Source organism: Nocardia sp. Tas62D01 (genome assembly GCF_055232035.1).
This window is the reverse complement of the sequence record NZ_JBUYUZ010000001.1, coordinates 8278714-8302258: the sequence shown is the minus strand read 5'-3', so window position 1 is coordinate 8302258 and position 23545 is coordinate 8278714. Positions and strand designations below refer to the sequence as shown.

Sequence of the window (23545 nt, the reverse complement as noted above, 5' to 3'; positions counted from 1 at the left end):
TTCCCGAGACGGAATACAGCTCGTCCCCAGCTCGACACCGACCTGCGTCGATCCTCGCGCTTCCACTCGCCTGGTACGACGTCCTACTCGAACTCGACGGGGTCCCACCGTTGCGGATGACCGATCTCGGCGAACGCGCCGTACTCAGCCGCACCCGAGTCGGCAGGCTCGCAACCGAGATGCAGGCCGCAGGACTGGTGACCCGCGAAACCAACCCGGAGGACGGCCGATCCGCGTTCGTCACCATCACCGACGCGGGGCGCGAACGCCTGCACGAGGCCGCCCCACGCCATCTCAGCGGTATCGACAAGCACTTCGCCGACAAGCTCGACACCGACGAGCTCGCCACCACACTCGGCAAGATTCTCGGACCGACCGAACTCCCCCTCCACACTCGGCAAGGTCCTCGGTGCGACCGAACTCCCCCTCGCCGCAGGTCGGCAGCGCGGCTCATAACAGCGCCGACACCGGTACGTCCTTATAGTCGGTGGCGTGCCCTTCGTGCAGCCCGCGCTCGATCGAATTCCGGAGCCCTACCGTTCCAAGGCGATCCAGCACCGCGAGCTGCTCGAGTTCGCCACCGTCGGCGCCATCACATGGGTCATCGACACCGGTCTGGTCTACACGCTGAAACTGACCGTGCTCGGCGAAAAGCCGCTGACTGCACGGCTTTTGGGCGTGCTCATCGCCACCATCGCGTCCTACATCCTCAATCGCGAATGGTCCTTCCGCACCAGAGGCGGACGACAACGTCACCACGAAGCGCTGTGGTTCTTCGCCATCAGCGCGCTCGGCATCGGCGTCACCCTGCTGCCACAGGCCGTCTCGCTGTACGTACTGCACATCAGGGTGCCCTACGTCGGACCGGTCACCCAGGCGGTCGCGAACTTCGTGACCGGTCAGATTCTCGGCGTGCTGCTCGCGATGGCGTTCCGTTTCTGGGCATTCCGCCGTTTCGTGTTCCCCGACGACCCCCGCGAAGCCGAACTGCACACGCCGATCGGCTGAATCTCAAACAGGTCTGCTCCTGATTGGTATGTACCTTTGACGACAAGCACATCGCGCGTCCACCCGTGGAAAGGATGCAGGCCCTTGGCGATCCCACCGAACTGCCGCGTCGCCCGAGGAGTCAGCTGATCCTGCTCGTCGTCACCGGCGCGTTCGCGCATCATGAAGCTGCTCGGCGACGACAGCTGGTGGCCGCCGGGCTGGATGCAGCGGATCCAGCAGAAAATCGGTCTCGGCGAACCTATCCTGGATGACGAGCGTCCCGGCACCAGCGATTTGCACGACCTGGTGAAGTCCACGCCGATCACCGACCCGGTCGCGATGAAGCTTCCCGCGGTCACTGCTTCCCACTCGGAGCGTGTGTAGCAGCGTCGCCGGCTCGCCGAAAACCCTCGACGGCACCGTCCAGGGAGGTACGCTCTCCGCCGGAAAGCGTCACACCGGCCACTGGACCGAAGGACGACCACCCATGAGCAGCCACTATCTCGATGCCGAATATGCCGATCCGACGCCGCTCCAGGTGCGCATCGACACCCACCGGCAGTACTCCCAGAAGCCCGACGACCCGAGCGCCGATGTCTTGGCCGCCATCGAATTGAGCGGGACCGAACACCTAGCCGATATCGGCTGCGGGGATGCGAGATTCCTCGCGAGCCTGGCGGCGGGCGGTCATCACGGTCCACTCGTCGGTGTCGACACCTCGCCCGCCATGGTCGCCGCCGCGGCCGCGATCCCCGGGGTCACCGCCGTGCTTGCGGATGCCGCGCGGATCCCGTTCGACGACAACAGCTTCGACGTGATCACGGCGCGCCACATGCTGTACCACGTACCCGACCCGAGGACCGCGCTGGCCGAATTCCAGCGCACCACTAAACCAGGGGGCGCGGTCGCCGTCGTCGTGAATCACCCAGGCGCCTACCCGCGCACCGGCGAGCTGATCGCCGCGCACGCAGGCAGCTACGGCGTCACCGACGCCGAAGCCGTCACCTGTTCCGTCGATTCCAGCACGCTGCCAGACCTGATGTCGGACATCTTCGGCGCAGTCCGCATCCACCGAACCGATAATGCCCTCGTCTTCGACACGGCCGCACCGCTGATCCGCTTCGCCGAGGCGTTGTTCACGTTCTATGGCGTCACGCCCGATCACCCACAGCGGCAGGCGATCCTGAGCGATATGAGTGAGGACATCGAGGACTGGTTCAGCCATCATCCGGGCTCGAGCTGGCGGGATCCCAAGGGATACATCGTCGCGATCGCCGCGGTGTAGGTTTACGGCTTTACTAATCCAGGAGTCAGCGGGCTCCAGAGAACTTGCGGCGCAATCTGATTCGGTGCCCCTTCCCTGTCTATGCGGCTTTTTGTGATGGGTCGTGAGGTTTGTTCGAAGGGTGTGTTGTGGCGATAGTCTAGATGTATAGATGCGCATATCTAAGTAAGACAATGTTACCTGACAGGCTCGAAGGCGATCCCACTTTCACCGCGGGTACTTCATGGATCCATTCGCGGCCGAATTCCCTTGGCGCCCAAGACCTCCCCCTACCACTCACCTACGGCCGCCACGGAACCGCTCCCCTCCCCCGACGCGAGCCGAAACGGGGCGTCCGCTACCGCCCACTGCTGCCACGCTCTCGCCCGAGAGATCGGCCCGAGTCCGCTCTTTCGCGAGTCCCAACCTGATACGGACAATTGCCCAGTTACCCTGTTCGCGTGGTACCGCCCCGACCCGGTGCGCTCGCGCACAGGAGGTCCACGAGCGCCCGTCACCCACTCGGAAGCAGGAGTTCGATGCGATCACCAAGTCGCCGCCACGTTCTGGCCGCCGTCGCGGCAACGGCCGCCGCGTTGGTCCTCGGCGCCACGCCGGCGGCGGCGCGGCCCGCACCACCGACCCAGGTCGCGCCGCTCGGCGCGGACTTCCTGTGGGGTGTGGCGGCGTCGGGGTACCAGTCGGAGGGGCATGCGCCCGACAGCAATTGGTCCCGGTATGTCGCGGAGGGCACGACTGACGATCCGTACCTGGATTCCGTCAACTTCTACCATCACTACCGCTCAGACATCGACCTGGCGGCGAAGCTGGGTATCCAGGTCTACCGCATCGGTATCGAATGGGCGCGGGTGCAACCGCAACCCGGCGTGTGGGACGAGAACGGACTTCACTTCTACGACAACGTCATCGCCGCCATCACTGCGGCCGGAATGCGGCCGATGCTCACCATCGACCACTGGGTCTACCCGGGCTGGGAGGTCGACCGCGGCGGCTGGGGCAACCCGAACATCGTCGAAGACTGGCTCGCCAACGCACACAAGGTAGTCGATCGCTACGCCGCCGCCGACCCGTTGTGGGTCACCTTCAACGAACCCACGATGTACGCCATCAACGAGGTTAGCCACGGCGGCATCTCCCCCGCCGCGGTACCGACGATGTTCGACCGGATCGCCCAGGCCCACAACACCATCTACGACTACATCCACGCCGTGCAGCCCGATGCCATGGTGACCAGCAACGTCGCTTACATCCCCGCCGCCGAAGACGCGATCAATGGCTCGACGATCATCTCCCGTATAGCCGCCAAACTCGACTACATCGGCATCGACTACTACTACGGGCTGTCGCCCGAATCCCTCCTCGGCGGTCTCCCGGACTTCAAGAAACTCTGGACCCAGCCGCTGCAGCCCGAGGGCATCTATTACGCCCTGCAGCACTATTCGCGCGCCTTCCCCGGCAAACCGCTCTACATCGTAGAGAACGGCATGCCCACCGAAAACGGTCTTCCCCGCGCCGACGGCTACACCCGCGGCGACGACCTGCGCGACACCATTTACTGGCTACAGCGCGCCAAAGCCGACGGCATGAACCTCATCGGCTACAACTACTGGTCCCTCACCGACAACTACGAATGGGGCTCCTACACTCCGCGTTTCGGCCTCTACACCGTCGACGTCTTGACCGACCCCACATTGACCCGCAAGCCCACCGACGCCGTCCCCGCTTACACCGACATAACACATAACGGTGGCGTCTCGCCGTCATACCGCCCCACGAGGTACCCGAAGCCCTGCTCCTTCGTCGACGCCGCCGCCAGCTGCACCGACCCGGTCACCGTCCCCCGCTAATCCATTCCGCCGCCTCGCTCGACGACGCGGCGAACAAACGGCGTGCTCATCCAGGGTGAAGTGCGGATGAGGACGCCGTGCCACTTCCCGTCGCCGCCTTCCAGCCCGGACAGATTCCGTCTTGCTGGGTTGGGAGTTGTTGTGGGGCGAGTTGGCAGAGATGTCGGTCTGCCCGGGTGCCGCGGCGGATCGACTGGCGGGTGATGATCGAGAACCAGTTTTCGACATGAGTGATACCGCTGTCATGTGACATCACGACGCATGCGGTCGAACGGCTCACCGGCCGCACGGCTACCTCGATCACCGAATTCTTCACGATGCATCGAGCCGAACTGCTCGCGGGCTGAACCGGACCTGCTACGCAACCACGGCGAACGGACACTTGGTGATTGATCGATGGTTCTACGCCCGAACCATCCGCCGCACCGCGTCGATCGTCGTTTCCGGTGAAGTGTTGAAACGGAACACTATTCCGGGCGCAGCCTCGCTCAATACGTTGATGATTCGTTCGAACAGCAAGGTGTGCTCGGGGATCAACCGTATGGCGCCACCGATCATCGCCATGGCGAAAGGACCGTCCGCAAGGTGCTCACGGATATCGCGTTCTGCGGCATCTGGTGAGACGCTGACCAGGCACGACACCGAGTCGAACCCAGCCGAGCGCATTGCGGCGTTCCCCACTTCGATGCGTGCGAGGAGTTTCGGCTCGTCGAGGTCCGGAAATCGACTGTAATCGAGGGCATTCGGGTGCAGCCCGATCGTCAAGATGCGGCTTCCCGTCGCATCCGGAGAAGCCCCTGCGGTCGGATTTTCGTGGACCATCCCAGCACGCTCCCAGTCGCGAAGTCATTCACCTTTGATTGTAAAACTACTTTGCAAGCAAAGATATGTCAAAGATCGAGGCTGGCGATCCAACCGCCGAAGCGGCAATCGTGTCGCGTTCGAGTGAAGCCTCACGCCCGCGACACGATTACACTCCTTGCGGGACCTGCACCTCAACGGCGGTTCGGGTGGCGGAATGCCGACAGCTCAGCCCGTGGCCCCTCAGCGCTCGGTGACGAGCTGCGCGTCCTGTTGGGGATCGTCAGACCGTTCATCGCCCTCCAACACCGCTTCGCCACGGGCGACCATGCCCGCTTCGTCGGACAGCTTCAGGTGCGGGATGAACAGCGCGAGCAGGAAGGCAAGTGCCGCACCGGGAATCAGGTACCAGAAGCCGGGCACCAGAGCGTTGACATAGGCGCCGATGATCGCGTCATGCAGCTCCGCGGGCAAATGCTTGACCACCGACGGCACCAGATCACCCGGCCGCAGGCCGGATTGGGCCACCTGCTGATGGTGATGCTGGAACACATCGGTGAGTCCCTCGGTCAACCTGTTGGTGAAGATCGAGCCGAAGATGGCGACACCGACCGCACCACCCATTTCCCGGAAGTAGTTGTTCGCACTGGTCGCGGTGCCGATCTGGTTGGGCGCCATCGCATTCTGCACGACCAGCACGATGATCTGCATGATCAGGCCGAGGCCCGCGCCCATCACAAAGAGCATCGCCGAAACGATCCACATCGCGGTATGTGCGTCCAGCCGCGTCAGCCACAGCATGCCGAGGACGATGATCAGCGCACCCACCGGCGGATAGACCCGGTAGCGGCCGGTTTTGGTGATCGCGGTCATCGACCCCATCAGGGTCGCCATCATACCGACCATCATCGGGATCAGCAGCAGACCCGATACCGAGGCGGACGCTCCGGTAGCCATCTGCAGGTAGGTCGGGATGAACGCCAGCGCCGCGAACATCACCAGGCCGACCACCAATCCGATCGCCGAGGTCAGCACGAAGGTCCGGTTGCGGAACAACCACAGCGGCAGCATGGGCTCCGCGGCCCTGGCCTCGACCGCAACGAACACCCCGACCACCACCACGAGTGCCACGATCATCGCCACGATCTCCGTTGAGCCCCAGGCATATCGCTTCCCACCCCAGTCGGTGATCAGGATGAGCAGCGCGGTCGCGGACGACATCAGTACGACACCGAGGTAATCGGGCCGCGACTTGGGACGATGGCTGGGGATACTCAGGTATCGGAACGCGATGACCAGCGCCGCGATACCGACCGGCACGTTGATCCAGAAGCACCAGCGCCAGCTGAGCTTGATTTTTAACCTCTAACTGGCAGCCGTGGTGGTCTTACCGACCGCCTGGTGTGGTGCGCGTCGGATGTTTTTTGCGCCGGGCGGGCGTCCGGGACCCGGCCGTGAGGGTTTCGGCGCGCGGGCCGGAAGAGCGGTTGTCGGGCGGAGGTGGCGAAATCCCCTGCGGACGCGGGCTGGGGTGAGGCGGCTGGGGCTGGTTGGTTTTCTCTCCCAGGGGTGGCGGAGGTCTTCGGTGAGTCCTCGGGCGAGGCGGAGTTGGGTGTGTGCGGCGATGATGAGCCAGGTCCAGCGGTCGGCGGCGGCGGAGTCGCGGATACGCGGCTTGGTCCACCCGAGGGTCTGTTTCAGGAACCGGAAGGTGTGCTCGATGTCGAAGCGCCGCAGGAAGGTTCGCCAGATTCGGTCGATAATGGCGGGGTCGGCGATGTCGGGTTGCGAACACCATAGCCACAGTGGTTTCGGGTTGCGGTCGCCGGGTAGCCGGTCCACCCGAAGCCCGATGACGACGCCCTCGATGATCGGCAGTTCCCCGTCGTGGTAGGCCCAGGATCCTCGGCGGGCGAGTTTGGGGTGCAGACGGTTCCATGCCGTCGCACGCACGGCGCCGTAGCGGTCGGTGTCGGTGGTGGTGACGACAGCGGGCTCGGGATGGGTCCCGGTGTCGGACAACGCGAAGTCGGGGCCGTGCTTGGCGGGACGGCCCCTCTTGCCCGCACGGGGTTCGGCGGGGAAGGCCAGGACGCGGTCGGAGCGTATTCGCCCGATCAGGACCACGGGCAGATCCGCGAGCTCGTATGCCAGGCATGTGATGTCGTAGCCCGCATCGAACACGATCTTGATGTGCGGGTCGCCGGGAACATGGAGGTCGGCGGCTTGCAGGCGTTGCACGACTTCCCGGATCTGGGCGGCGGTGACCTCGGTCGCGTCGTCGTCGGGGTGCAGCCGTATCGCGTCGAGGATCGTGGTCCAAGAGGTCCGGCCGGGCTCCAGCGCGGCGACGTAGGAGAACAGCCAGCCCGGGATCATCTGCGCTTGCCCCCTGCCACGGCCATAGACATGGCAGAACGATCGATCGGGGCTGGTCGCCGCGTCGGGACGCAGCCACGGACTGGCATCGACGGCCAGCATGATCGCACCTTCGTCGTCTCGCCCGACCGTGGTCGTGGCGGTGATCGCGCGCCGGAGCCGGGCGATGTCGATACTTCCGGCGTTCAGACCGTCGTAGAGGGCGCCGTGGCCGCGTCGATATTCCCCGGTCAGACACAGTCCGACCAGCGTGGTGACCGGTCCGTCGTCGCACAGCACCGCGTCGGTGAGTTCGAACAGCGCGTCGGCGCGCGCGGTCAGGCTTTCATAGAACGAATTGCGGAACGCGGCAAGCGATTCCGGTCCCGACGGGCGCGCCGACTCGACCGGACGAAATACTTCGGGCACACTGACAGGCACGGCCACCACAACTTCTCATCAGGCTCTTTAGCGGGAACCCGACGATGATGATGCGGTGGCCGCTCCATGTCACGGCGACACGCCGAAATTCGTCCCTAAATCAACACGGCAGCAACACGTTTCGATGATCGAACCGCTCCAACACCGACCCGGACGGTCGGCGGGCAGTGACCCGGAGGTTAAAAATCAAGCTGAGATGATCCGCGAAAAAACCACCGAGCAGCGGACCGGCGACCGAGGTGATGCCGAAGACGGCACCCATCGGGGCCATGAACTTGCCACGATCCTTCGCGGGCACCACATCCGCGATGATGGCCTGCGCCAAGATCATCAGACCACCGCCGCCGACGCCCTGCAGTCCACGGAACACGACGAATCCCAGAAGCTGGTCGACACGGCCGCACCAACTGAGGCGGCGGTGAAGACGGTGATCGCGAACAGGAACAGCCACCGCCTGCCGAACAGGTCGCCGAACTTGCCATAGATCGGCATAACGATGGTGGTGGCCAGCAGATACGACGTCGCGGTCCACGCCATGTTGGACACGCCGCCGAGTTCGCCGACGATGGTCGGCATCGCGGTGCCGACGATCATCTGATCGAGGCTGGCCAGGAACATCCCCGCGATCAGCGCGGAGAAGATGAGCCAGATCCGTCTCTGGGTGAGGACGATCGGCGTCGGCGGCGCATCAGCCGTCGTGGTCATCGGTGTGTCTCCTTTTTCCTGTCGTCCGTTCGATGGAACAGGCCGGCGGCCAGTTCGCACTGATCGTGGAGGGCTGCGGCCAGCGACCGAGTCGGGTTCGCAGCCAGGGATGCCGCAGCGCGCACAGTGAGGGTCGACATGAGTCCCGCTGCGAGCGCGGCGAATTCGGGGGCGATCTCGCCTCCCGTCCGTGCGGACAGCAGTTCGCCGAGGACGGTCTCGTGCCGGGTGCCGGCGGCGACGAAGGCCGCCAGTACCCGCGGTTCGGTCTTGATGATCTCCGCCACCAGCGAAATACTCTCGCGCACTTCGTCGTCCGGCTCGTAGCCGGAGGCGTACAGCCACGTGAGATCGTCGATCAGTACCCCCGTGGGGCCGCCCGCGACGAACTGCTCCCGTGATTGCGGTGTGCCGATTTCACCGACCGGGCCTACCACCGCGTCCAGCTTCGTCTCGTAGTAGTTGAAGAAGGTGCGCGGGGAGACCCCGACCGTCTTCGCGATGTCCTCGGCAAGAGTCGCATCGAGCCCTCGCTCGATGGTCAGACGCCGCGCGGCCATGCAGAGACCGAGTCGGGTCTGCCGCTTCTTCTGCTCCCGCAGCCCCAACTCCGGCTCTTCTCGGTTCGCATTGGGCATGACAGAAAATTTAGCACAAACTGCAATATTTCATAAACTGCAGCTTCGCGGCCCGCTCCCAACCGGCCCGCCAGATGGTGCACCACCGGGCAATTCGCAACGAGAAGGCCCGGTCCAGACGGACCCAGCCTTCGGGGTGGAGCTGTGGATCGCCCGGCGGATCTCTTCACAACGCAAGTTGTTGTTCAATGAGTTTGAGCCCGCCTCGGATGCGGCTCTTGAGGGTAGGAAGTGGAACACCGAGAGATTCGGCAGCCTCGCGGTAGGTGAGTCCGCTGTAGTAGGCCAGGGCGATCGCTTCACGCTGCTTGGCAGCCAATGCGGCTAGCGCGTCCTGAACCAAGCGACGATCACACCGCCGGTCGACCTCTTCGACGACCACATCTCGGGCACGATCCAGCAGGCTTCGGCTATACACATTCTCTCGGTCGGAGCCGGCCCGCGCCGACCGTACCCAATCGACGGCCCGCCGATGGGTCAGCATCATCAACCATGTCATCGGACTGGACCGGGTCCGGTCGTAGCGGTCCGCGATCACCCACACCTGCAGAAACACCTCCTGGGTGATCTCTTCGGCCACCGCGCGTCGTCGCACGATACTCACCGACAGACCGAACACCCGCGGAAATGTCGCCCGATAGAACTCCGCGAACGCGACTCGGTCCCGCGCCGATACGGCGGCCAGTAGATCGGCCAGCAGCACCGGATCACCTGCCCCCATCAGGGGTCACCACGCTCAGCGAAGGCGCTCCGCTGGCAAGCAGCAGCCCTGTCAGATCGAGAAGCAATCACTGTCGCAGTCTCCTTCCGGCTTTGCACCCGCGGTCGCTGCAACTCGATACCGATCAGCAACTCACGAACAACCGTCGACAAGCCGATGACAGCCGCGGCTATCATCGCGCAACACTGCTGCTTACGCGATTGACCAGGACCGGTGCGCCGAACTACAAGGCGCAGTCGAACTCAAAACCGACCACGGATACTCTGTGGCAATTAGTCAATCCCTACTGTATGAGCTCGAGCACCTCAGCACAGCTCATATTCGGCAATTGGGGGGCACGAATCCACCCGAACAACGAACGTGCAGGCCAGGGCCCGTTCCGAGCGCCCAAGATCGACGCGGATGATCACCACTAGGGGATTTTTCCGACCCTCGCCATTTTTCGGCCACCAAACCCGAGCATGGGCGAGTGGGTCCACAGAACCAGCCGCCCTGGAGCGCGGGCCCACGATAGCCACTCACGGGCGGCCCTGGGACCTCAGGGCACGTTCGACGGCGCGGAGGCACCGACCACGACAGGTAGCGCCGTCAATGCACGGTGGAACGGCCCTGGGCGCCAGGATAACTCGCTCACCGGTACGGCCAATCGCAGATCGGGCAGTGCGTCCAGAAGCTGGTCTATGGCGTCCCGGGCGATCAGATAGGCCGCGGTTCAGGCCGGGCAGGTGTGCGGTCCGGCGCTGCACGCCATCGGCCGGGAAATGTTCCGGACGTGCAGGATCCGCACGGCGGTGCGGTATCCGATCACCAGCGTGGCGGGCACCCCAGGCGCCAGATCCACCGGTACCAGGGAGCCGTAGCGGCTACGCATCTCCTGATAGGCGCGGTGTGGATCGGCAGCGAACTCTGCCGAGTACAGCGAAACACGATGATGGTCGGTGTCGATGGGCGATCCGTAGTGCTGGCCGGCCGCAGGCTGGACGAAGGTTCGTGGCGTGGTCAAACGCGTGACTCCCAACGAGAGAAGAGAATTCGTGCGGACACAGTCGCCATAAACATGGTCCAGTAGGTAGGTGTCGGACATCGGTAGAGCCCGAACCGTCGACTCATTCGGTAGCCGGGCAGGGATCGGATGTGGTCGGCGCGTCGGGACTACCGTGGTCGGATGTGACTGAAACAGCCTCCTACCTGACTGCGACGGCGGAGGCCTATGACGCCGTTGCCGTTCGCTACGCCGACTTCGTCCGGGATAGTCTCAACTCTCTGCCGCTGGATCGTGCGGTGCTCGCGGCGTTCGCCGACTTCACGCGTATCACCGATGCCGGGCCCGTCGCCGAACTCGGATGTGGCCCCGGATATGTGACGGCGCACCTGCGCGACCTGGGACTGGACGCCTTCGGAGTCGACCTTTCGCCGGTGATGATCGATCTTGCCCGTAAGGCACACCCCGACCTGCGCTTCGATGTCGGTTCGATGGACGCTTTGGACCTGGCCGACGGCGAGTTGGGTGTCATCGTGTCCTGGTACTCCGTCATCCATACCCCGCCGCAGGAACTGCCGACGTACTTCGCCGAGTTCCGTCGAGTGCTCGCCCCTGGCGGACATCTTCTGCTCGCCTTCTTCGAATCCGAGGGCAGCACGACGGTGACGTTCGACCACAAGGTGGCGCTGGCTTACCGGTGGCCGATCGACGACCTCGCGGCGCTGGCGCGCGAAGCGGAATTCATCGAGACCGGCCGGATGCTGCGCGAGCCCAACGAGCAGGAGCGGTATCGCCGAGGTCATTTGCTGATGCGCCGGCCGTAGACTCGGCCGCCCGCTGGGTTCAGAATGCGAACACGTCCTCGTTGGAGTTCTGTTCCACGCATTTATTCGGGAAGGTATGGCGATCGGACACCGGACCGCCATGCCAGATCCCGTCCGCGGCGGCGGTTGCCGGTTTGTAGATGAACTCGCAGAGCCGCATGGGTGCACCCCGGAGTTGCCCGAAGGCACCACCAACTGCCCCGAGTTCGTCGCACGCCGGAGCCGTCTGCGGGTGGGTACCGGCGACTATCGGCGAACAAATAAACAACACGATGTGCTGGTTGGTGACATTGCCCAGCGAATCGCCGTCGGCATATATCGATAGATGCGCATATGCCAATATGAACATGTTTACTCCATCGGTGGGGTGGGAGACTCCACCCCACGAAGTTTCTCCGTATCGCCCGTCGCTTCCATCAGAACCTGCTCTCCCCCACCGCAATAATCAGCGACGCGGGCACGACCCCCTCCCCCACTCCACCCGAGCCAGCGACCGACAAGCCCCGCATCAAACAGAGCCACTCTCGACCGGGACGCCGATCACGGTGGCGTCGGCAATGGATGGGTAGGCGGCCCGGACCTTTTCGACCTCGGCAGGGTAGACGTTCTCGCCGCCGCTGATGATCATGTCCTTGCGCCGGTCACGGAGGTAGAGGTACCCCTCGGGGTCTATGTAGCCGAGATCGCCTGTGCGCAGCCAACCGTCGGGGTGAGCGCGGCAGCCGTCTCCTCGGGCCGGTTGAAATAGCCGACAAGATTCTGTTCCGAGCGGGTCCAGATTTCGCCCAACTGTCCGGCAGGCAGTTCTTTCTGGGTGAGGGTGTCGACGATCTTGACTTCGACCCAGGGGTACGGGCGGCCTGCAGACAACAGCAAGTGTTCATGGGGCCATCCGGAGTCATGATCGTCGGGCTCCAGAGCGGGGTTCGTCATGGCTGCCAGGCGGGCGCGGCATCGTCGCCGCCTTCGGCGGCCTGCTCGTCGATCTCGTTGCTGACCTCGAGCACGGCGCGCACGATTCCTTGATAACCGGTGCACCGGCAGGTGTTGCCGGACAACGCCTCCCGGACGCACTCGGCGTCCAGCGGCTTCGGCCGGGTCTCCTCTCGCAGCAGCTCGGTCGCGCTGATCATGAACCCAGGTGTGCAGAACCCGCATTGGAGCCCGTGGTGCCTGCTCATCGCCGACCGCAGCCGGGTGGTCATTTCCCGGCCGCGCAGCCCCTCGACCGTGGTCACCTCGGCACCGTCTGCCTGCACCGCGAGCGTGAGGCACGCGCGGGCGCTGCGGTCGTCCAGTAACACCGTGCAGGCGCCGCAGACACCGTGCTCGCAGCCGAGGTGGGTGCCGGTCAGGCCGAGGTGATCCCGTAGAAAGTCGGCCAGCGTGAGGCGCGCTGGCACGACCGCGTCGACGGCCCTGCCGTTGACCACGACCGTGATTCGGCGGTCACTCATCATTCGCTCCTCTCAGGTGCCACGGCCCGCCGGTACGCCTTCCACAGGCTCGCACCGAGCGCGTCCGCAGCGACTTCACGCACGTAGTCGGCGTCCTCGACGGGCTCGGCCGGCTTGACCCATTCCCGCGCGATCCGCCGCCACACCCGCTCGTCCGGGTGCTCCCCCATGACGTCGTCGGGCGCGCTGACCAGCAGCGGTCGGTCCGCGGCATGCAGCAGGCCCGCGCGGACACCGCAGACAGCACCATCGTCGCCCACGGTGACCAGCGACGCGGCTCCCGCGATGCCGTACTCGCCGTGCCGCTGCGCGTGCTCGACGAAACCCCAGCCCTGGCCCGCCCCCACAGCGGGCATCCGCACCCATGTCAGCATCTCGTCGGGCTCGACGTCGGAGGTGTAGTAGCTGAGAAAGAAGTCCTCCGCACCGACCTCGCGGCGGCCGCGGTCCCGCGATTCGAGGTACAGCGTTGCCCCGGCCACCAGCGCGATCAGGGGAAGTTCCCCGGATGGGTCCGCGTGCACGAGGGTCCCGCCGATCGTGCCGCGGTTACGGATCGCGACGTGACCGGTGTAACGGATGGCCTCGGCGGCCAGCGGGAGCCGGTGGCCGAGCAGCGGGTCGGTCTCGATCGTGCGCTGCCGCACCAGCGCGCCCAGCACCACCGAGTCCTCGTCATCGAAGGTCCGGCCCAGTTCGGCCAGGTCCATGATATCGACCAGTACCCGTGGCCGCGCCAGGCGCAGGTTCATCATTGTCAGCAGGCTCTGCCCGCCGGCGAGGATCTTCACGTCCTCCTCGTCGGCCAGCAGATCCAGCACCTCGCTCACCGAAGCGGCCCGCACGTAGTCGAACACAGGTGGTTTCACGCCGCCTCCCCGGTTCCGGTGCTGATCGCCGCCTTGACCACGCGCGGCGGGATGGGTGTCGCGACGATCCAGCTGCCTGCTGCGTCGTCCACCGCCGCCGCGATAGCGGGGCCCGCCGCGATCGTGCCGCTCTCCCCGGCGCCGCGCACGCCAAGGGGGTTGGCTGTGGCAACCCCCAGGTGCCGCACCCGTACCTCGGGCACCTCACAGGTGCCGGGCAGACCGTACGCGGCGAAGGTCGTCGACATCGGTTCGCCCTCGGCCGAGTAGCAGAACTCCTCGTAGAGCGCGCCGCCAATGCCCTGCGCGACACCACCGAGCACCTGGCCATCCACGATCAGGGGGTTGATCTCGACACCACCCTCGTGGGCGACCGCGTACCGCAGCACGCGCACGACCCCGCTGCCCGGGTGCACACCCACGATCACAGCGTGCGCACCCATCGTCCAGGTGACCGTCTCGCACTGGTAGGTGCCGGCCGCCTGCAACCCAGGTGAGCCCTCCAGCGGCTGCCCGGGCGCGGTGAGCTTCGCGAGGTCGGCCCACGTCGCACTCCGGCCGTCCGACCCCCGGAAAACACCGCCGCGGTAAGAAACCGCGTCGGCGTCAGCGCCGTACGTGGCGGCGAAACGCTGCCACCCGGCTGCGACGAGATCATCGGCGACGGTCGCGATCGCGTTGCCCGCCAGCACCGCCGAACGGCTGGCGAAGCTGCCGACGCCGTACGGCAGGGTCGCGGTGTCGGTGCGCAGCACGCGTACCTGGTCCATCGGGACGTCCAAGCGGTCGGCGGCGACCTGCGCGAACGAGGTCTCGTGTCCCTGGCCGGCCGACGCAGCGCCGGTCATGATCTCGACACGGCCGTCCTGCGTGACCTCCAGCCGGGCCGCTTCGTACGGGCCTCGGCCGGTGGCCTCGATGTAACAGGCCACGCCGTGCCCGATCAGCAGGTCCGGGTGCTCGCGGCGCACCTGGTCGACCGCGGACTTCGGCAGCATGTCGACCGCCTCGTCCAGGCACCGCCGGTAGTCGCCGCCGTCGTAGCTGATCGGCACGCCGTCGCGATACGGGATCGGCCTGCCGTAGGGCATGTCGTCGGCGGTCAGCAGGTTACGGCGGCGGATCTCCACCGGAGTGATCCCGAGCCGCCGCGCGGCCGCATCGAGCGAGCGCTCGAGCACGAACGACGCCTCGGGCCGCCCGGCACCGCGGTACTGCGCGACCGTGCTCTTGTTCGTGAACACCGCGCGGCCGTGGATGTGGGCCGCAGGAAGGCGGTACGGGCCGAGCAGATGGATCGCCGTGTTGGCGACGATTCCCGCGACCCACAGGCTCCCGGCGCCGGTGTTGACGAGGAACTCGTCCTCCAGCGCGAGGATGCGGCCCTCGGCGTCGACCGACAACGAGCACCGGTGCACCTGGTCGCGCCCCTGCGCGGCGGCGATCAGATGCTCCTGACGGTCCTCGATCCACACGAGATCACGGCCGAGCAGCTTCGCCATCACCGGCACCAGAACCTCTTCCGGATACACATTGGCCTTGGTCCCGAATCCGCCGCCGACGTCGGGAACGTGCACACGGACCTGACTCGCGGCCCAGCCGGTCGCCTCGCAGACGCCTCGCCGCACCATGTGCGGGATCTGCGTCGAGGTCCACATGTCGATCCCGCCACTGAGCGCGTCGACCCGGGCCAGGACGCCCCGGCATTCCAGCGGGACCGCGCCGTGCCTGCCGATGCGGTAGGTCTCGGTGACGGTCACCGCCGCGATGGCACGCGCCTGTTCGGGCTCGCCGAAGGCGAACTCCGCCGACGCCGCCTCGTTGCTCAGCAGGTGCGGGTGCAGCACGGGCGCGCCGTCGGCGAGCGCGTCCTCCGGCTCGACGACCGCGGGCCTGCGCTCATAGCTGACCTCGACGATCTCGGCGGAGTCCTCGGCCACATACCGGTCCACGGCAATGACGGCGGCCACGATCTGGCCGACGTGGTGCACCCGTTCCCTCACCATCACGTCGAGGAACTGGTCGGCCATCGTGAACGCGGTGGCCGCCGCGAACACCGGGTCGGGGTTGTGCAGCGACGCGATGTGGTTCGCGGCCAGCCCCAGATCCCCCGCGGTCAGCACGGCGACGACACCCGGAACCCGGCTCGCCGCACCGGTTTCCACCTGCACTACATCGCCGTGCGCGACCTCGGACCGCACGAACACGACGTGCAGCGCACCGTGCGCCCGGTCTGCCACGAACGAGCCGCGGCCGTCCAGCAGCCGGTCGTCCTCCCGCCGCAGGACCGGCGAGCCGATTAGGTGGGCACTACGTTCGCTCACCGCACGCACCTCCCGCCACATCCGGCCAGGCCGATGCCCGCGGCCACGGCCCCGAAGACGACCCCGGCCAGCACGCCAGGCGAACGAAGCAGGCGGGTGGCGAAGCCCGCCGGGGGATCCACAGCCACATACCGAGGCTCCGGCGTGGCGCCGGCCGAGGATCCCCCGGTGGGCACCGCACCTGTGGCCGCTGGGGCGATGCTCACCTTGTCCACCCGCGCGGACGACTCGCGGGGAGTGCGCCGCAGCGCGGGGGGAGCTCCGGGCCGCTCATCGCCGGGCTGGGGGAAATCGGCGGCATCCACCTCCGTCACAGGGACTCCGTGATCTCGGCGAAGGTGCGGATCGTGGCGGCCTTGCTCTCGCCGGGACGCACGAACGGCACGATGGAGATCTGGTCCACACCCATGTCCACAATGGACCGGATGCGCTCGCGACACTCATCGGGCGTGCCGGCGAGTGCGAACAGGTCCACCAGGCCGTCCGGCACCAGGTCGGCGTGGTCGGCCTCGGTGTCCATGTGGTGGTAGTAGTCGTAGTTCTCGCGGATGCGGTCCACCGCGGCCCGCAGATCGGGGGCGATCTCGGCGGGCAGCGGGCGGATCACGACACGCGAGACGTGCGCGCGCACCAGATCGCGGGCTTCTTGGGGGTCCTCGTTGATCGCGGTCGGCGTCCACAGCACGATATGCAGGTCCTCGAGTGTGCGGCCGCTGGCCTTCGCGCCGGCCTCGATGCGGCGAAGCGCGCCCTCGATGAACTGCGGCGCGGTGCCGACGAGCACGATGACGCCATCGGCGACGCGGCCGGACATCTCCAGGATCTTCGGGGCAGAACCGGCAATGTAGATCGGGATGTCGACCGGCCCGTCGAGGTAGTTCAGGTGGAACTCGGCACCGCTGGAGGCTTCCTTGACCTTCTCACCGCGGAAGAGGGTGCGCAGTTCCTCGATGGCATGTTCCAGCTCGGCGAGCTTGAGCGGCTCGAGGCCCATCGTGCGCAGGGAGGAGTCGCCGGTGCCGATGCCCAGCGCGACGCGGCCGCCGGTGTACTCGGCGAGCGTGGCCCAGTGCGACGCGAGCAGCGACCGATGCCGTGTCACGGCGTTGGTGACGCCGGTGCCGAGGACGATCCGTTCGGTACCGACCGCCGCGGCGCCCATGACGGTCGAGGACTCACGCCAGATGTTCTGCGAGTCGCCGAACCAGACGTGGTCGTAGCCGAGGCTCTCGGCGAGCTGGACGTACTCCCGCATTGCCCCGATCGGCTCGGTCGGGAAGAGGCCGACACCTTTGCTGATCAACGATCCTCCAAGTGTATTCTTTATTTGATCCTATCGAAGGCTGCCAAACTCCGGTAGCTCAGCTGGGATGATCGCGATAATGCCCATCCAAGCTGGTATTACTCAAGTCAACTGACATCGAGAACGACCGGCGAAGAGCCTGACCGGCAGGCCATCCGATCGCATCAGCGTATACGATCTGTCGAGCGGGGTGGGCGCTACCTATCGTCCACCCCAGATCGGGAGGATCACGTGCAGCTGGTCAATGGATTCGAAGTCAAGCGGCCCGTCGAGGAGGTGTGGCCGATCCTCATCGACATCGAGCGGCTCATCACCTGTATCCCGGGCGCGTCCCTGCGGGGCCACGAGGGCGACACCTACCGGGGCGCGGTAGCGGTGAAGATCGGCCCGGTGTCGCTCGAGTTCGAGGGCGCCGCCGAGATCGTCGCGATCGACCACCAGGCGCGGACGATGTCCCTGCGTGGCCGCGCACGCGAGCGGGGCGGCCAGGGCAACGTCGAAGCGCTCATCACGATGAGCATGGCCGATGCGGGTGCAGTCGGCACCGCCGTGACCGTGCGCACCGACCTGGACCTCGGTGGCAAGGTCGCGCAGTTCGGCGCCGGGATGATCGAAAAGGTCAGCGGCCGGATCATCAAGCAGTTCGTCGCCCGCCTCGACGCCCAACTCGCCGGCGACGGCGGTGCGGGCGGCGCACCGAAGATCGGCAAGGCGGTCACCGATGCGGGCTCGCCGTCAATCCAGCGCACCGCTGGGGGGCCCGCCGGCCAGACCGATGTGCTGGTGCCCGCACTGTCGCTGGTCATCGCCGCGGTCGGCGCGTTCCTGCTCGGCTTCGCCTCGCGCCGGGCTCTGGGACGGTCGCGCTCGCACCGCTGAGCGCGCTCGAGCGGGCTCAGCGAGTACAGCCGCTGCCCGACCCGACAGACGGGCCCCGCGCGCGGCGCTTACCAACTCACCACGCGCAGGGCCGCTGCCAGATCAGCCCGCCGCCCACTCCGGCGACGACCGCGGCTCCGGCCCGTGCAGATGGGCAACCAGGTCCAGCTCGACCGCCGCGCCGCCGGGAAGGGAAGCCACCCCGAGGGCGGTACGGGCGTGCAGGCCGGCGTCTTTGCCGAGGGCGCGGGCCAGTACCTCCGACGCGGCGTCGATCACCACGGGGTGGCGGTCGAAGTCCGGCACCGCACGCACGTATCCCCGCAGGTGGCCGAGCGCGGCCAGACGCGCGAGGCCCACAGTGGACTCCAGCGACGACAGCAGGTTGGCGGCGGCGCGGCGTGCGGCCAGCCTTGCTTCGTCCAACGAGAGGGTGTCACCCACCACGCCGACCGGGCCCGGTCCGTCGGGCCCGCGGCCGGTCACGCCGGACACCCAGACGGTGGTCCCGACGACGCGGACCGGCGCGTAGTCACCGCGCACGCCCAGCGCCGGGTTCAACCGCAGGCCGTACCTGGCCAGCACGTCGGCGACATGATCTGTGATTGTCATCAGCCCTCGTCTTTCAGCAGGCCGCGCAGGCGGGCCACGGAATCGCTGCGGTGCAGGTTGAGCAGGCGGACCGTACGCTCGACGTCGTGAGCGAACGCGGCGTCGACGATGTCCCGATGGTCGCTGTTCACCGAATCGGCGTTGTAGTGTTGGTCGAAGTACAGCGCCCGATACGGGTCGGTGGCGTCCCATAGCTGGCTCACGGTGCGCATAGCGCGACGCAAGCCCGCCGGCTCGAAGAACTGGAAGTGGAACCGGCGGTTCTCCTGGTTCACCGTGGCGAGGTCGCCCACCTCGGCCGCCCGCTCCATGAGCTTCATCGCGTCCTCGACGACCTCGAGGTGGGCGCGCCCCAGCCGCGGCACGCTTGCGCGCACCAGGCCGGTCTCGATCCACTCGCGGATGTCATAGATCTCGATGAGCTCGGCGATGGACAACCGGGTCATGCGGAAACCGTGGTGCGCGACGTAGGTCACGTGCCCTTCGCCCTCGAGGATCTTCAGGGCCTCACGCACCGGAACACGGCTGACGCCGAACCGCTCGGCGATCTCGTCCTGACGGATCGCCGCACCGGGCGGGAGCTCGCCGGTAACCACGAGCCCGCGCAGTCCATCCAGGACGACTTGATGGGCTGTGGTGAGCGGACCGTATACATTTTGTTTCCGCGACGAAGGCGCCGAAGAGGGGTCCACGACCGCCTCGACAGCCCCGTCAGTCGATTGACGCACCATGCGAAATCCCAGCTGGTAGGGGTTACACCGGCTGTGCCAGGTCACCCGCGGCCGCTTCCCAGATCACATTGACCTTTTCCCGAACGGATCGTATAAATACTACACAAGACTGAAGAGTCCCCGTGTCCCGTGTCCCCCTCGAGGGTATGGGCACGCTCGCCTGCGGTGCGCTCCGCCGACCGAGCCGCAGTGGTACTCGGTCGGCACGACTCACAGGTCCGGTGACAGCCGGTGCAGTGCCGCCGCGACCGGCGTGACAACACTCGAGCAGACACGGGCACCGGACCACCCACGCAGAAGGAGGAATCGCGTGACTCACGTGGGCACCACAGAGCTACGGAGGCGCTTCGCAGCTGCCCTCTCCACCCTCTACGCCACGGAGGTTCCGGCCTATGGGACCCTGGTGGAGGTCTGTCAGGAGGTCAACCGGCGGTTCCTGACCAAGCACGGTGACGCGGCCGAACGCCTGGGAACACTCGAGCGTGTGACGGCGGAACGGCACGGCGCCATCCGGGTAGGCAGTCCACGTGAACTCGCGCAGGTCGCGCGGATCTTCGGCGCGCTGGGCATGGCTCCGGTCGGATTCTACGACCTGCGCGACGCGCACCCGCGCCCTATCCCAGTGGTGTCCACGGCGTTCCGCCCCGTCTCGCGCGAGGAACTGGCCGTCAACCCGTTCCGTGTGTTCACTTCACTGCTGGTCCCGGAGGACCGCCGGTTCTTCGACGGCGCTCTGGAGGAGCGGCTGCGCGCGTTCATCGACTCGCGCCGCCTGTTCCCGGACGAGTTGCTGTCGCTAGCCGACGACGCCGAGCGCGACGGCGGGCTGGACGAGGAGTCGGCTGACCGCTTCCTGGGGCTGGCGACCGCTTCCTTCGCGCTGTCCCGTGCGCCGGTCAACCGCGCCTGGTACGCCGAACTGGAGCGGATCTCCAGCGTCGCCGCCGACATCGGCGGCGTGTCATCCACGCACATCAACCACCTGACCCCGCGGGTGCTCGACATCGACGACCTCTACCGCAGCATGGGCGAGCGCGGCATCGAGATGATCGACCGCATCCAGGGCCCGCCCTGCTGGGACGGCCCGGACGTGCTGCTGCGCCAGACCTCCTTCCGCGCGCTGGCCGAGCCGCGCGTCTTCCGCGAAGCCGACGGCCGGGTGACCGAGGGCGACCTGCGGGTACGGTTCGGCGAGGTCGAAGCGCGCGGCATCGCACTGAACCCGGCCGGCCGCGACCGCTACGACTCGCTGGTGCGCACGGCCGACGAACGCGCCGCCGCGCGGCCGGAAGCCGACCAGGCCGAGATAGCCCGCGAGGTGTGGGCCGAGGGAATGCCGCACACCGAGGCGGAGCTGGACTCCTCGGGGCTGGGCTGGTTCACCTACCACCTGGTCGCCGAGCCACCGTCCGGCGAGCCGCCGCGCACCGTCCGCGAGCTGGTGAACGGCGGCTGGGCCGAGGCGCGTCCCATCGTGTACGAGGACTTCCTGCCGCGTTCGGCCGCGGGCATCTTCGCGTCGAACCTCACCGTGGACGGCAGCATCGACGCCGACCGTGGCGGCGCGCACCGAGACGCCGCCTGGCTGGCCGATGCGATCGGGCGCGAGGTGCTGGTGGCGGAGGATCTCTACGCGCGGGAGTCGAATGCTTCCATGGCCGCGATGGCGGCCACCCTGCGCGTCCCGCTGATCATGAACCCGGCCTGAGGTATCGAAGTGCTCTCGAGAGGGTAGTGATCATGCGCGAGCTGACCGATCAACTCCTGCAATGGCATGTGGCGCAGAAGAATTACGCCGTTGCCAGCATCATCGGTGTCACCGGCAGCGCTCCCCGGCCGCTGGGAGCGGCCCTCGCGGTGGACGAGGACGGCACCCTCGTCGGCAGCATCTCCGGCGGCTGCAGGGCGCGGTGTACGAACTGTGCCAGCAGGCGCTGCGGACCGGAGTGCCGCAGCGGGAACCGTTCGGCTACAGCGATTCCGATGCCTTTGCGGTCGGATTGACCTGTGGTGGGGTGCTCGAGGTATTCGTGCACCCGGTCTGCGCGCTTGATCGTGGCGCGATCGAGAAGGTACTGCGCTGCGATGGTGCGGGATATGAACTCCGGCGCCGTGCTGGCATTGGGCCCGGATTGGGCGTATGGCGCCGAATTCGACAATCGGGTGGTCGCCGAGGCTCGGGCAATGCTCGACCTCGGCGCCACCGGCATGCGGGTAATCGGTTGCGGCCGGGTGAGTTCCGGCCTACAGAATTCTGCTACAGCAGGTGCGGGCCTGGGAGAGTCCGAGGCGGTCACCATATTTGTCGAGTCCTCGGTGCCGCCGCCGCGCATGATCGTCTTCGGTGCCATCGATTTCGCGGCCGCGGTGGCACGGATCGGCAAATTCCTCGGCTACCACGTCACCGTATGCGACGCCCGACCGGTCTTTGCCACAACGGCCCGTTTCCCCGAGGCCGATGAGGTCGTCGTCGACTGGCCGCACCGCTATCTCGAAGGCACCCAGGTCGATTCGCGCACGGTGATCTGCGTACTCACCCACGACACGAAATTCGACGTCCCCGTACTCGAGGTGGCACTGCGGCGCCACGTTGGCTACGTGGGTGCGATGGGTTCCAGGCGCACCCACCGCGACCGCACAGCCCGGCTGCTGTCGGTCGGCCTCACCGAAGACGAACTGTCACAACTGCATTCCCCGATCGGTCTCGACCTCGGCGGCTACACCCCGGAGGAGACGGCCGTCGCCGTCGCCGCCGAGATCGTCGCCGTCCGCCGCCGCGGATCCGGGGAGTCCCTGTCGGTCTCCGAGGGCCCCATCCATCGCTTGGCCCCCCACGAAACCCTGGGCCCACCCCCGATGGAATCCACGAACCCACAGGGTGCACTCCAAAGATCCTGAACGGTCAAACCTCCCGAACGATCCGTGCAGCCCCATCGGTGTCCGGTGAGCTTCCGGCCCAGGCCGGGCGGCCCAGGCGCGGCGGACGCCTTCCCAACGGCACGGGGAGTCCAGGTTCTGCACAAGGCGCGGAACGGAGTTGGATACAATGTTCATTCAGAGCTTCGCATCCTGGTCCGGGTACGCAAGGAGATCAATTGTCGTGACCTCGACGTCCGGCTTCCGTAGGCCACAGACCGCGCATCAGGCGGTTGTGGTGGAACTTCGCCGCATGATCCGGGAGGGCGAACTCGCCCCCGGCAGTAAGCTGATCACCGAGACGCTCGCCGAACGGCTCGGCGTCAGCAGGGTGCCGATCCGCGATGCGCTGAAGGTCCTGGAGGGCGAGGGCCAAGTCGTGCACATCGCCCACCGTGGTTACTTCGTCGCGGAAATGGACATCACCGATCTCGAGGAGATCCAGCGCCTGCGCCACATCCTGGAGAGCGAGGCGGTGCGCCACGCGGTCGAGCGGACCACGTCGGAGGATCTGCAGCGCATGCGGGACGCACTTGCCGACATGGAGGCGTATGGCGACGACGTGGCCCGCCTCAACGCCGCGCACCGACAGTTCCATTTCACGCTGCTCGACGCGTCCGGCATGCACCGGCTGACCCGCTTCATCCACCAGCTGTGGGACTGGTCCGAGGTGTACCGGTCGGTCTACCACGGCGACGACCACTTCCGCTCCGCCGCTCACCAAGACCACCGGCAGATCCTGCAGGCCGCCGAGCAACGCGACGCGTACGCGCTGATCAAGCTGATGGACACGCACCGGATGCACACCGTCGAGGGCCTCCGCAGCGCCGCCGATGGCAAGGACCGGCCGGCGACGTAAGGA

The 23545-nt window shown here is 66.6% G+C and carries 22 protein-coding genes and 4 pseudogenes; 10 read left to right on the top strand and 16 right to left on the bottom strand.

Going from position 1 to position 23545, the window contains the following annotated elements:
* Window positions 1-116: 116 nt before the first annotated feature.
* From ACV7NQ_RS40035 to ACV7NQ_RS40015, 5 genes and pseudogenes are all read left to right on the top strand, one after another.
* A pseudogene (locus ACV7NQ_RS40035) lies at window positions 117-173 on the top strand (hypothetical protein); the annotation flags it as partial.
* A gap of 319 nt (window positions 174-492) precedes the next feature.
* On the top strand, window positions 493-1008 hold the full coding sequence (locus ACV7NQ_RS40030; RefSeq protein ID WP_463364260.1) for a GtrA family protein: 516 nt from the start codon (window positions 493-495) through the stop codon (window positions 1006-1008).
* A gap of 162 nt (window positions 1009-1170) precedes the next feature.
* Window positions 1171-1374 carry a hypothetical protein gene (locus ACV7NQ_RS40025; protein ID WP_463366140.1) on the top strand — a complete coding sequence of 68 codons (204 nt, stop codon included), beginning with the start codon at window positions 1171-1173 and terminating at the stop codon, window positions 1372-1374.
* Window positions 1375-1477: 103 nt separating this feature from the next.
* Window positions 1478-2275, top strand: a complete 798-nt coding sequence (locus ACV7NQ_RS40020) for a class I SAM-dependent methyltransferase (RefSeq protein WP_463364259.1) — start codon at window positions 1478-1480, stop codon at window positions 2273-2275.
* A 518-nt stretch (window positions 2276-2793) separates the two neighbouring features.
* Window positions 2794-4122: a family 1 glycosylhydrolase gene (locus ACV7NQ_RS40015; RefSeq protein WP_463364258.1), complete on the top strand. Its 1329-nt coding sequence runs from the start codon at window positions 2794-2796 to the stop codon at window positions 4120-4122.
* 402 nt (window positions 4123-4524) lie between these two features.
* Here the strand turns inward: ACV7NQ_RS40015 and ACV7NQ_RS40010 are convergent, their stop codons facing one another.
* The 7 genes and pseudogenes from ACV7NQ_RS40010 to ACV7NQ_RS39980 form a co-directional block, all read right to left on the bottom strand.
* The gene (locus ACV7NQ_RS40010; protein ID WP_463364257.1) at window positions 4525-4887 is read right to left on the bottom strand and encodes a hypothetical protein; all 363 of its coding nucleotides are present in this window, start codon (window positions 4885-4887) and stop codon (window positions 4525-4527) included.
* Window positions 4888-5166: 279 nt separating this feature from the next.
* Entirely contained in the window at window positions 5167-6279 is a 1113-nt protein-coding gene (locus ACV7NQ_RS40005) for an MFS transporter (protein WP_463366000.1), read from the bottom strand.
* 9 nt (window positions 6280-6288) lie between these two features.
* On the bottom strand, window positions 6289-7728 hold the full coding sequence (locus ACV7NQ_RS40000; protein ID WP_463358523.1) for an NF041680 family putative transposase: 1440 nt from the start codon (window positions 7726-7728) through the stop codon (window positions 6289-6291).
* A 94-nt stretch (window positions 7729-7822) separates the two neighbouring features.
* Window positions 7823-8298: pseudogene (locus ACV7NQ_RS39995) on the bottom strand (MFS transporter).
* 125 nt (window positions 8299-8423) lie between these two features.
* On the bottom strand, window positions 8424-9065 hold the full coding sequence (locus ACV7NQ_RS39990) for a TetR/AcrR family transcriptional regulator (protein WP_463364256.1): 642 nt from the start codon (window positions 9063-9065) through the stop codon (window positions 8424-8426).
* A 166-nt stretch (window positions 9066-9231) separates the two neighbouring features.
* Window positions 9232-9786: a sigma-70 family RNA polymerase sigma factor gene (locus tag ACV7NQ_RS39985; RefSeq protein WP_463364255.1), complete on the bottom strand. Its 555-nt coding sequence runs from the start codon at window positions 9784-9786 to the stop codon at window positions 9232-9234.
* Window positions 9787-10535: 749 nt separating this feature from the next.
* Window positions 10536-10804: pseudogene (locus ACV7NQ_RS39980) on the bottom strand (cytochrome P450); the annotation flags it as partial.
* A gap of 149 nt (window positions 10805-10953) precedes the next feature.
* Here ACV7NQ_RS39980 and ACV7NQ_RS39975 point away from each other — a divergent pair.
* The gene (locus tag ACV7NQ_RS39975; protein ID WP_463364254.1) at window positions 10954-11592 is read left to right on the top strand and encodes a class I SAM-dependent methyltransferase; all 639 of its coding nucleotides are present in this window, start codon (window positions 10954-10956) and stop codon (window positions 11590-11592) included.
* Between the two features lie 19 nt (window positions 11593-11611).
* Here ACV7NQ_RS39975 and ACV7NQ_RS39970 read toward each other — a convergent pair whose 3' ends face one another.
* The 7 genes from ACV7NQ_RS39970 to ACV7NQ_RS39940 all read right to left on the bottom strand — a co-directional run bounded on the left by ACV7NQ_RS39970 (window position 11612) and on the right by ACV7NQ_RS39940 (window position 17545).
* Complete coding sequence (locus tag ACV7NQ_RS39970; protein WP_463364253.1) at window positions 11612-11941, bottom strand: SSI family serine proteinase inhibitor; 330 nt, start codon at window positions 11939-11941, stop codon at window positions 11612-11614.
* A gap of 320 nt (window positions 11942-12261) precedes the next feature.
* Window positions 12262-12525: an AMP-binding protein gene (locus ACV7NQ_RS39965; protein ID WP_463364252.1), complete on the bottom strand. Its 264-nt coding sequence runs from the start codon at window positions 12523-12525 to the stop codon at window positions 12262-12264.
* Window positions 12522-13049: a (2Fe-2S)-binding protein gene (locus ACV7NQ_RS39960; RefSeq protein ID WP_463364251.1), complete on the bottom strand. Its 528-nt coding sequence runs from the start codon at window positions 13047-13049 to the stop codon at window positions 12522-12524. Before ACV7NQ_RS39960 ends, ACV7NQ_RS39965 begins: the two co-directional genes overlap by 4 nt.
* On the bottom strand, window positions 13049-13918 hold the full coding sequence (locus tag ACV7NQ_RS39955; protein ID WP_463364250.1) for an FAD binding domain-containing protein: 870 nt from the start codon (window positions 13916-13918) through the stop codon (window positions 13049-13051). Before ACV7NQ_RS39955 ends, ACV7NQ_RS39960 begins: the two co-directional genes overlap by 1 nt.
* Window positions 13915-16242, bottom strand: coding sequence for a xanthine dehydrogenase family protein molybdopterin-binding subunit (locus tag ACV7NQ_RS39950; RefSeq protein ID WP_463364249.1), 2328 nt, complete (start codon window positions 16240-16242; stop codon window positions 13915-13917). The genes ACV7NQ_RS39955 and ACV7NQ_RS39950 overlap by 4 nt, the downstream gene beginning before the upstream one ends.
* Window positions 16239-16556: a hypothetical protein gene (locus ACV7NQ_RS39945; protein ID WP_463364248.1), complete on the bottom strand. Its 318-nt coding sequence runs from the start codon at window positions 16554-16556 to the stop codon at window positions 16239-16241. The genes ACV7NQ_RS39950 and ACV7NQ_RS39945 overlap by 4 nt, the downstream gene beginning before the upstream one ends.
* Window positions 16553-17545, bottom strand: coding sequence for an LLM class flavin-dependent oxidoreductase (locus tag ACV7NQ_RS39940; protein WP_463364247.1), 993 nt, complete (start codon window positions 17543-17545; stop codon window positions 16553-16555). The genes ACV7NQ_RS39945 and ACV7NQ_RS39940 overlap by 4 nt, the downstream gene beginning before the upstream one ends.
* Window positions 17546-17776: 231 nt before the next feature.
* Here ACV7NQ_RS39940 and ACV7NQ_RS39935 point away from each other — a divergent pair, with 231 nt between their 5' ends.
* Window positions 17777-18424 carry an SRPBCC family protein gene (locus ACV7NQ_RS39935; RefSeq protein WP_463364246.1) on the top strand — a complete coding sequence of 216 codons (648 nt, stop codon included), beginning with the start codon at window positions 17777-17779 and terminating at the stop codon, window positions 18422-18424.
* Between the two features lie 102 nt (window positions 18425-18526).
* On the opposite strand, the gene ACV7NQ_RS39930 is transcribed toward ACV7NQ_RS39935, so the two are convergent.
* Together ACV7NQ_RS39930 and ACV7NQ_RS39925 are read right to left on the bottom strand one after the other, a co-directional pair.
* Entirely contained in the window at window positions 18527-19036 is a 510-nt protein-coding gene (locus ACV7NQ_RS39930) for a RidA family protein (RefSeq protein WP_463364245.1), read from the bottom strand.
* Entirely contained in the window at window positions 19036-19728 is a 693-nt protein-coding gene (locus tag ACV7NQ_RS39925) for a GntR family transcriptional regulator (protein ID WP_463364244.1), read from the bottom strand. Before ACV7NQ_RS39925 ends, ACV7NQ_RS39930 begins: the two co-directional genes overlap by 1 nt.
* 349 nt (window positions 19729-20077) lie before the next feature.
* Between ACV7NQ_RS39925 and hglS the strand changes: the two genes are divergently transcribed.
* The 3 genes and pseudogenes from hglS to ACV7NQ_RS39910 all read left to right on the top strand — a co-directional run bounded on the left by hglS (window position 20078) and on the right by ACV7NQ_RS39910 (window position 23542).
* On the top strand, window positions 20078-21475 hold the full coding sequence (gene hglS, locus ACV7NQ_RS39920) for a 2-oxoadipate dioxygenase/decarboxylase (RefSeq protein WP_463364243.1): 1398 nt from the start codon (window positions 20078-20080) through the stop codon (window positions 21473-21475).
* Between the two features lie 32 nt (window positions 21476-21507).
* Window positions 21508-22665, top strand: a pseudogene (locus ACV7NQ_RS39915) (XdhC family protein).
* 202 nt (window positions 22666-22867) lie between these two features.
* Window positions 22868-23542: a GntR family transcriptional regulator gene (locus ACV7NQ_RS39910; protein ID WP_463364242.1), complete on the top strand. Its 675-nt coding sequence runs from the start codon at window positions 22868-22870 to the stop codon at window positions 23540-23542.
* Window positions 23543-23545: the final 3 nt, after the last annotated feature.

What these genes read in the sequence shown, in the direction of transcription:
- ACV7NQ_RS40025 (WP_463366140.1), top strand. Translation starts at nt 1,171, where the DNA reads ATGAAGCTGCTCGGCGACGACAGCTGGTGGCCGCCGGGCTGGATGCAG.
- ACV7NQ_RS40020 (WP_463364259.1), top strand. Translation starts at nt 1,478, where the DNA reads ATGAGCAGCCACTATCTCGATGCCGAATATGCCGATCCGACGCCGCTC.
- ACV7NQ_RS40015 (WP_463364258.1), top strand. Translation starts at nt 2,794, where the DNA reads ATGCGATCACCAAGTCGCCGCCACGTTCTGGCCGCCGTCGCGGCAACG.
- ACV7NQ_RS39990 (WP_463364256.1), bottom strand. Translation starts at nt 9,065, where the DNA reads ATGCCCAATGCGAACCGAGAAGAGCCGGAGTTGGGGCTGCGGGAGCAG.
- ACV7NQ_RS39985 (WP_463364255.1), bottom strand. Translation starts at nt 9,786, where the DNA reads ATGGGGGCAGGTGATCCGGTGCTGCTGGCCGATCTACTGGCCGCCGTA.
- ACV7NQ_RS39970 (WP_463364253.1), bottom strand. Translation starts at nt 11,941, where the DNA reads ATGTTCATATTGGCATATGCGCATCTATCGATATATGCCGACGGCGAT.
- ACV7NQ_RS39965 (WP_463364252.1), bottom strand. Translation starts at nt 12,525, where the DNA reads ATGACGAACCCCGCTCTGGAGCCCGACGATCATGACTCCGGATGGCCC.
- ACV7NQ_RS39960 (WP_463364251.1), bottom strand. Translation starts at nt 13,049, where the DNA reads ATGAGTGACCGCCGAATCACGGTCGTGGTCAACGGCAGGGCCGTCGAC.
- ACV7NQ_RS39930 (WP_463364245.1), bottom strand. Translation starts at nt 19,036, where the DNA reads ATGACAATCACAGATCATGTCGCCGACGTGCTGGCCAGGTACGGCCTG.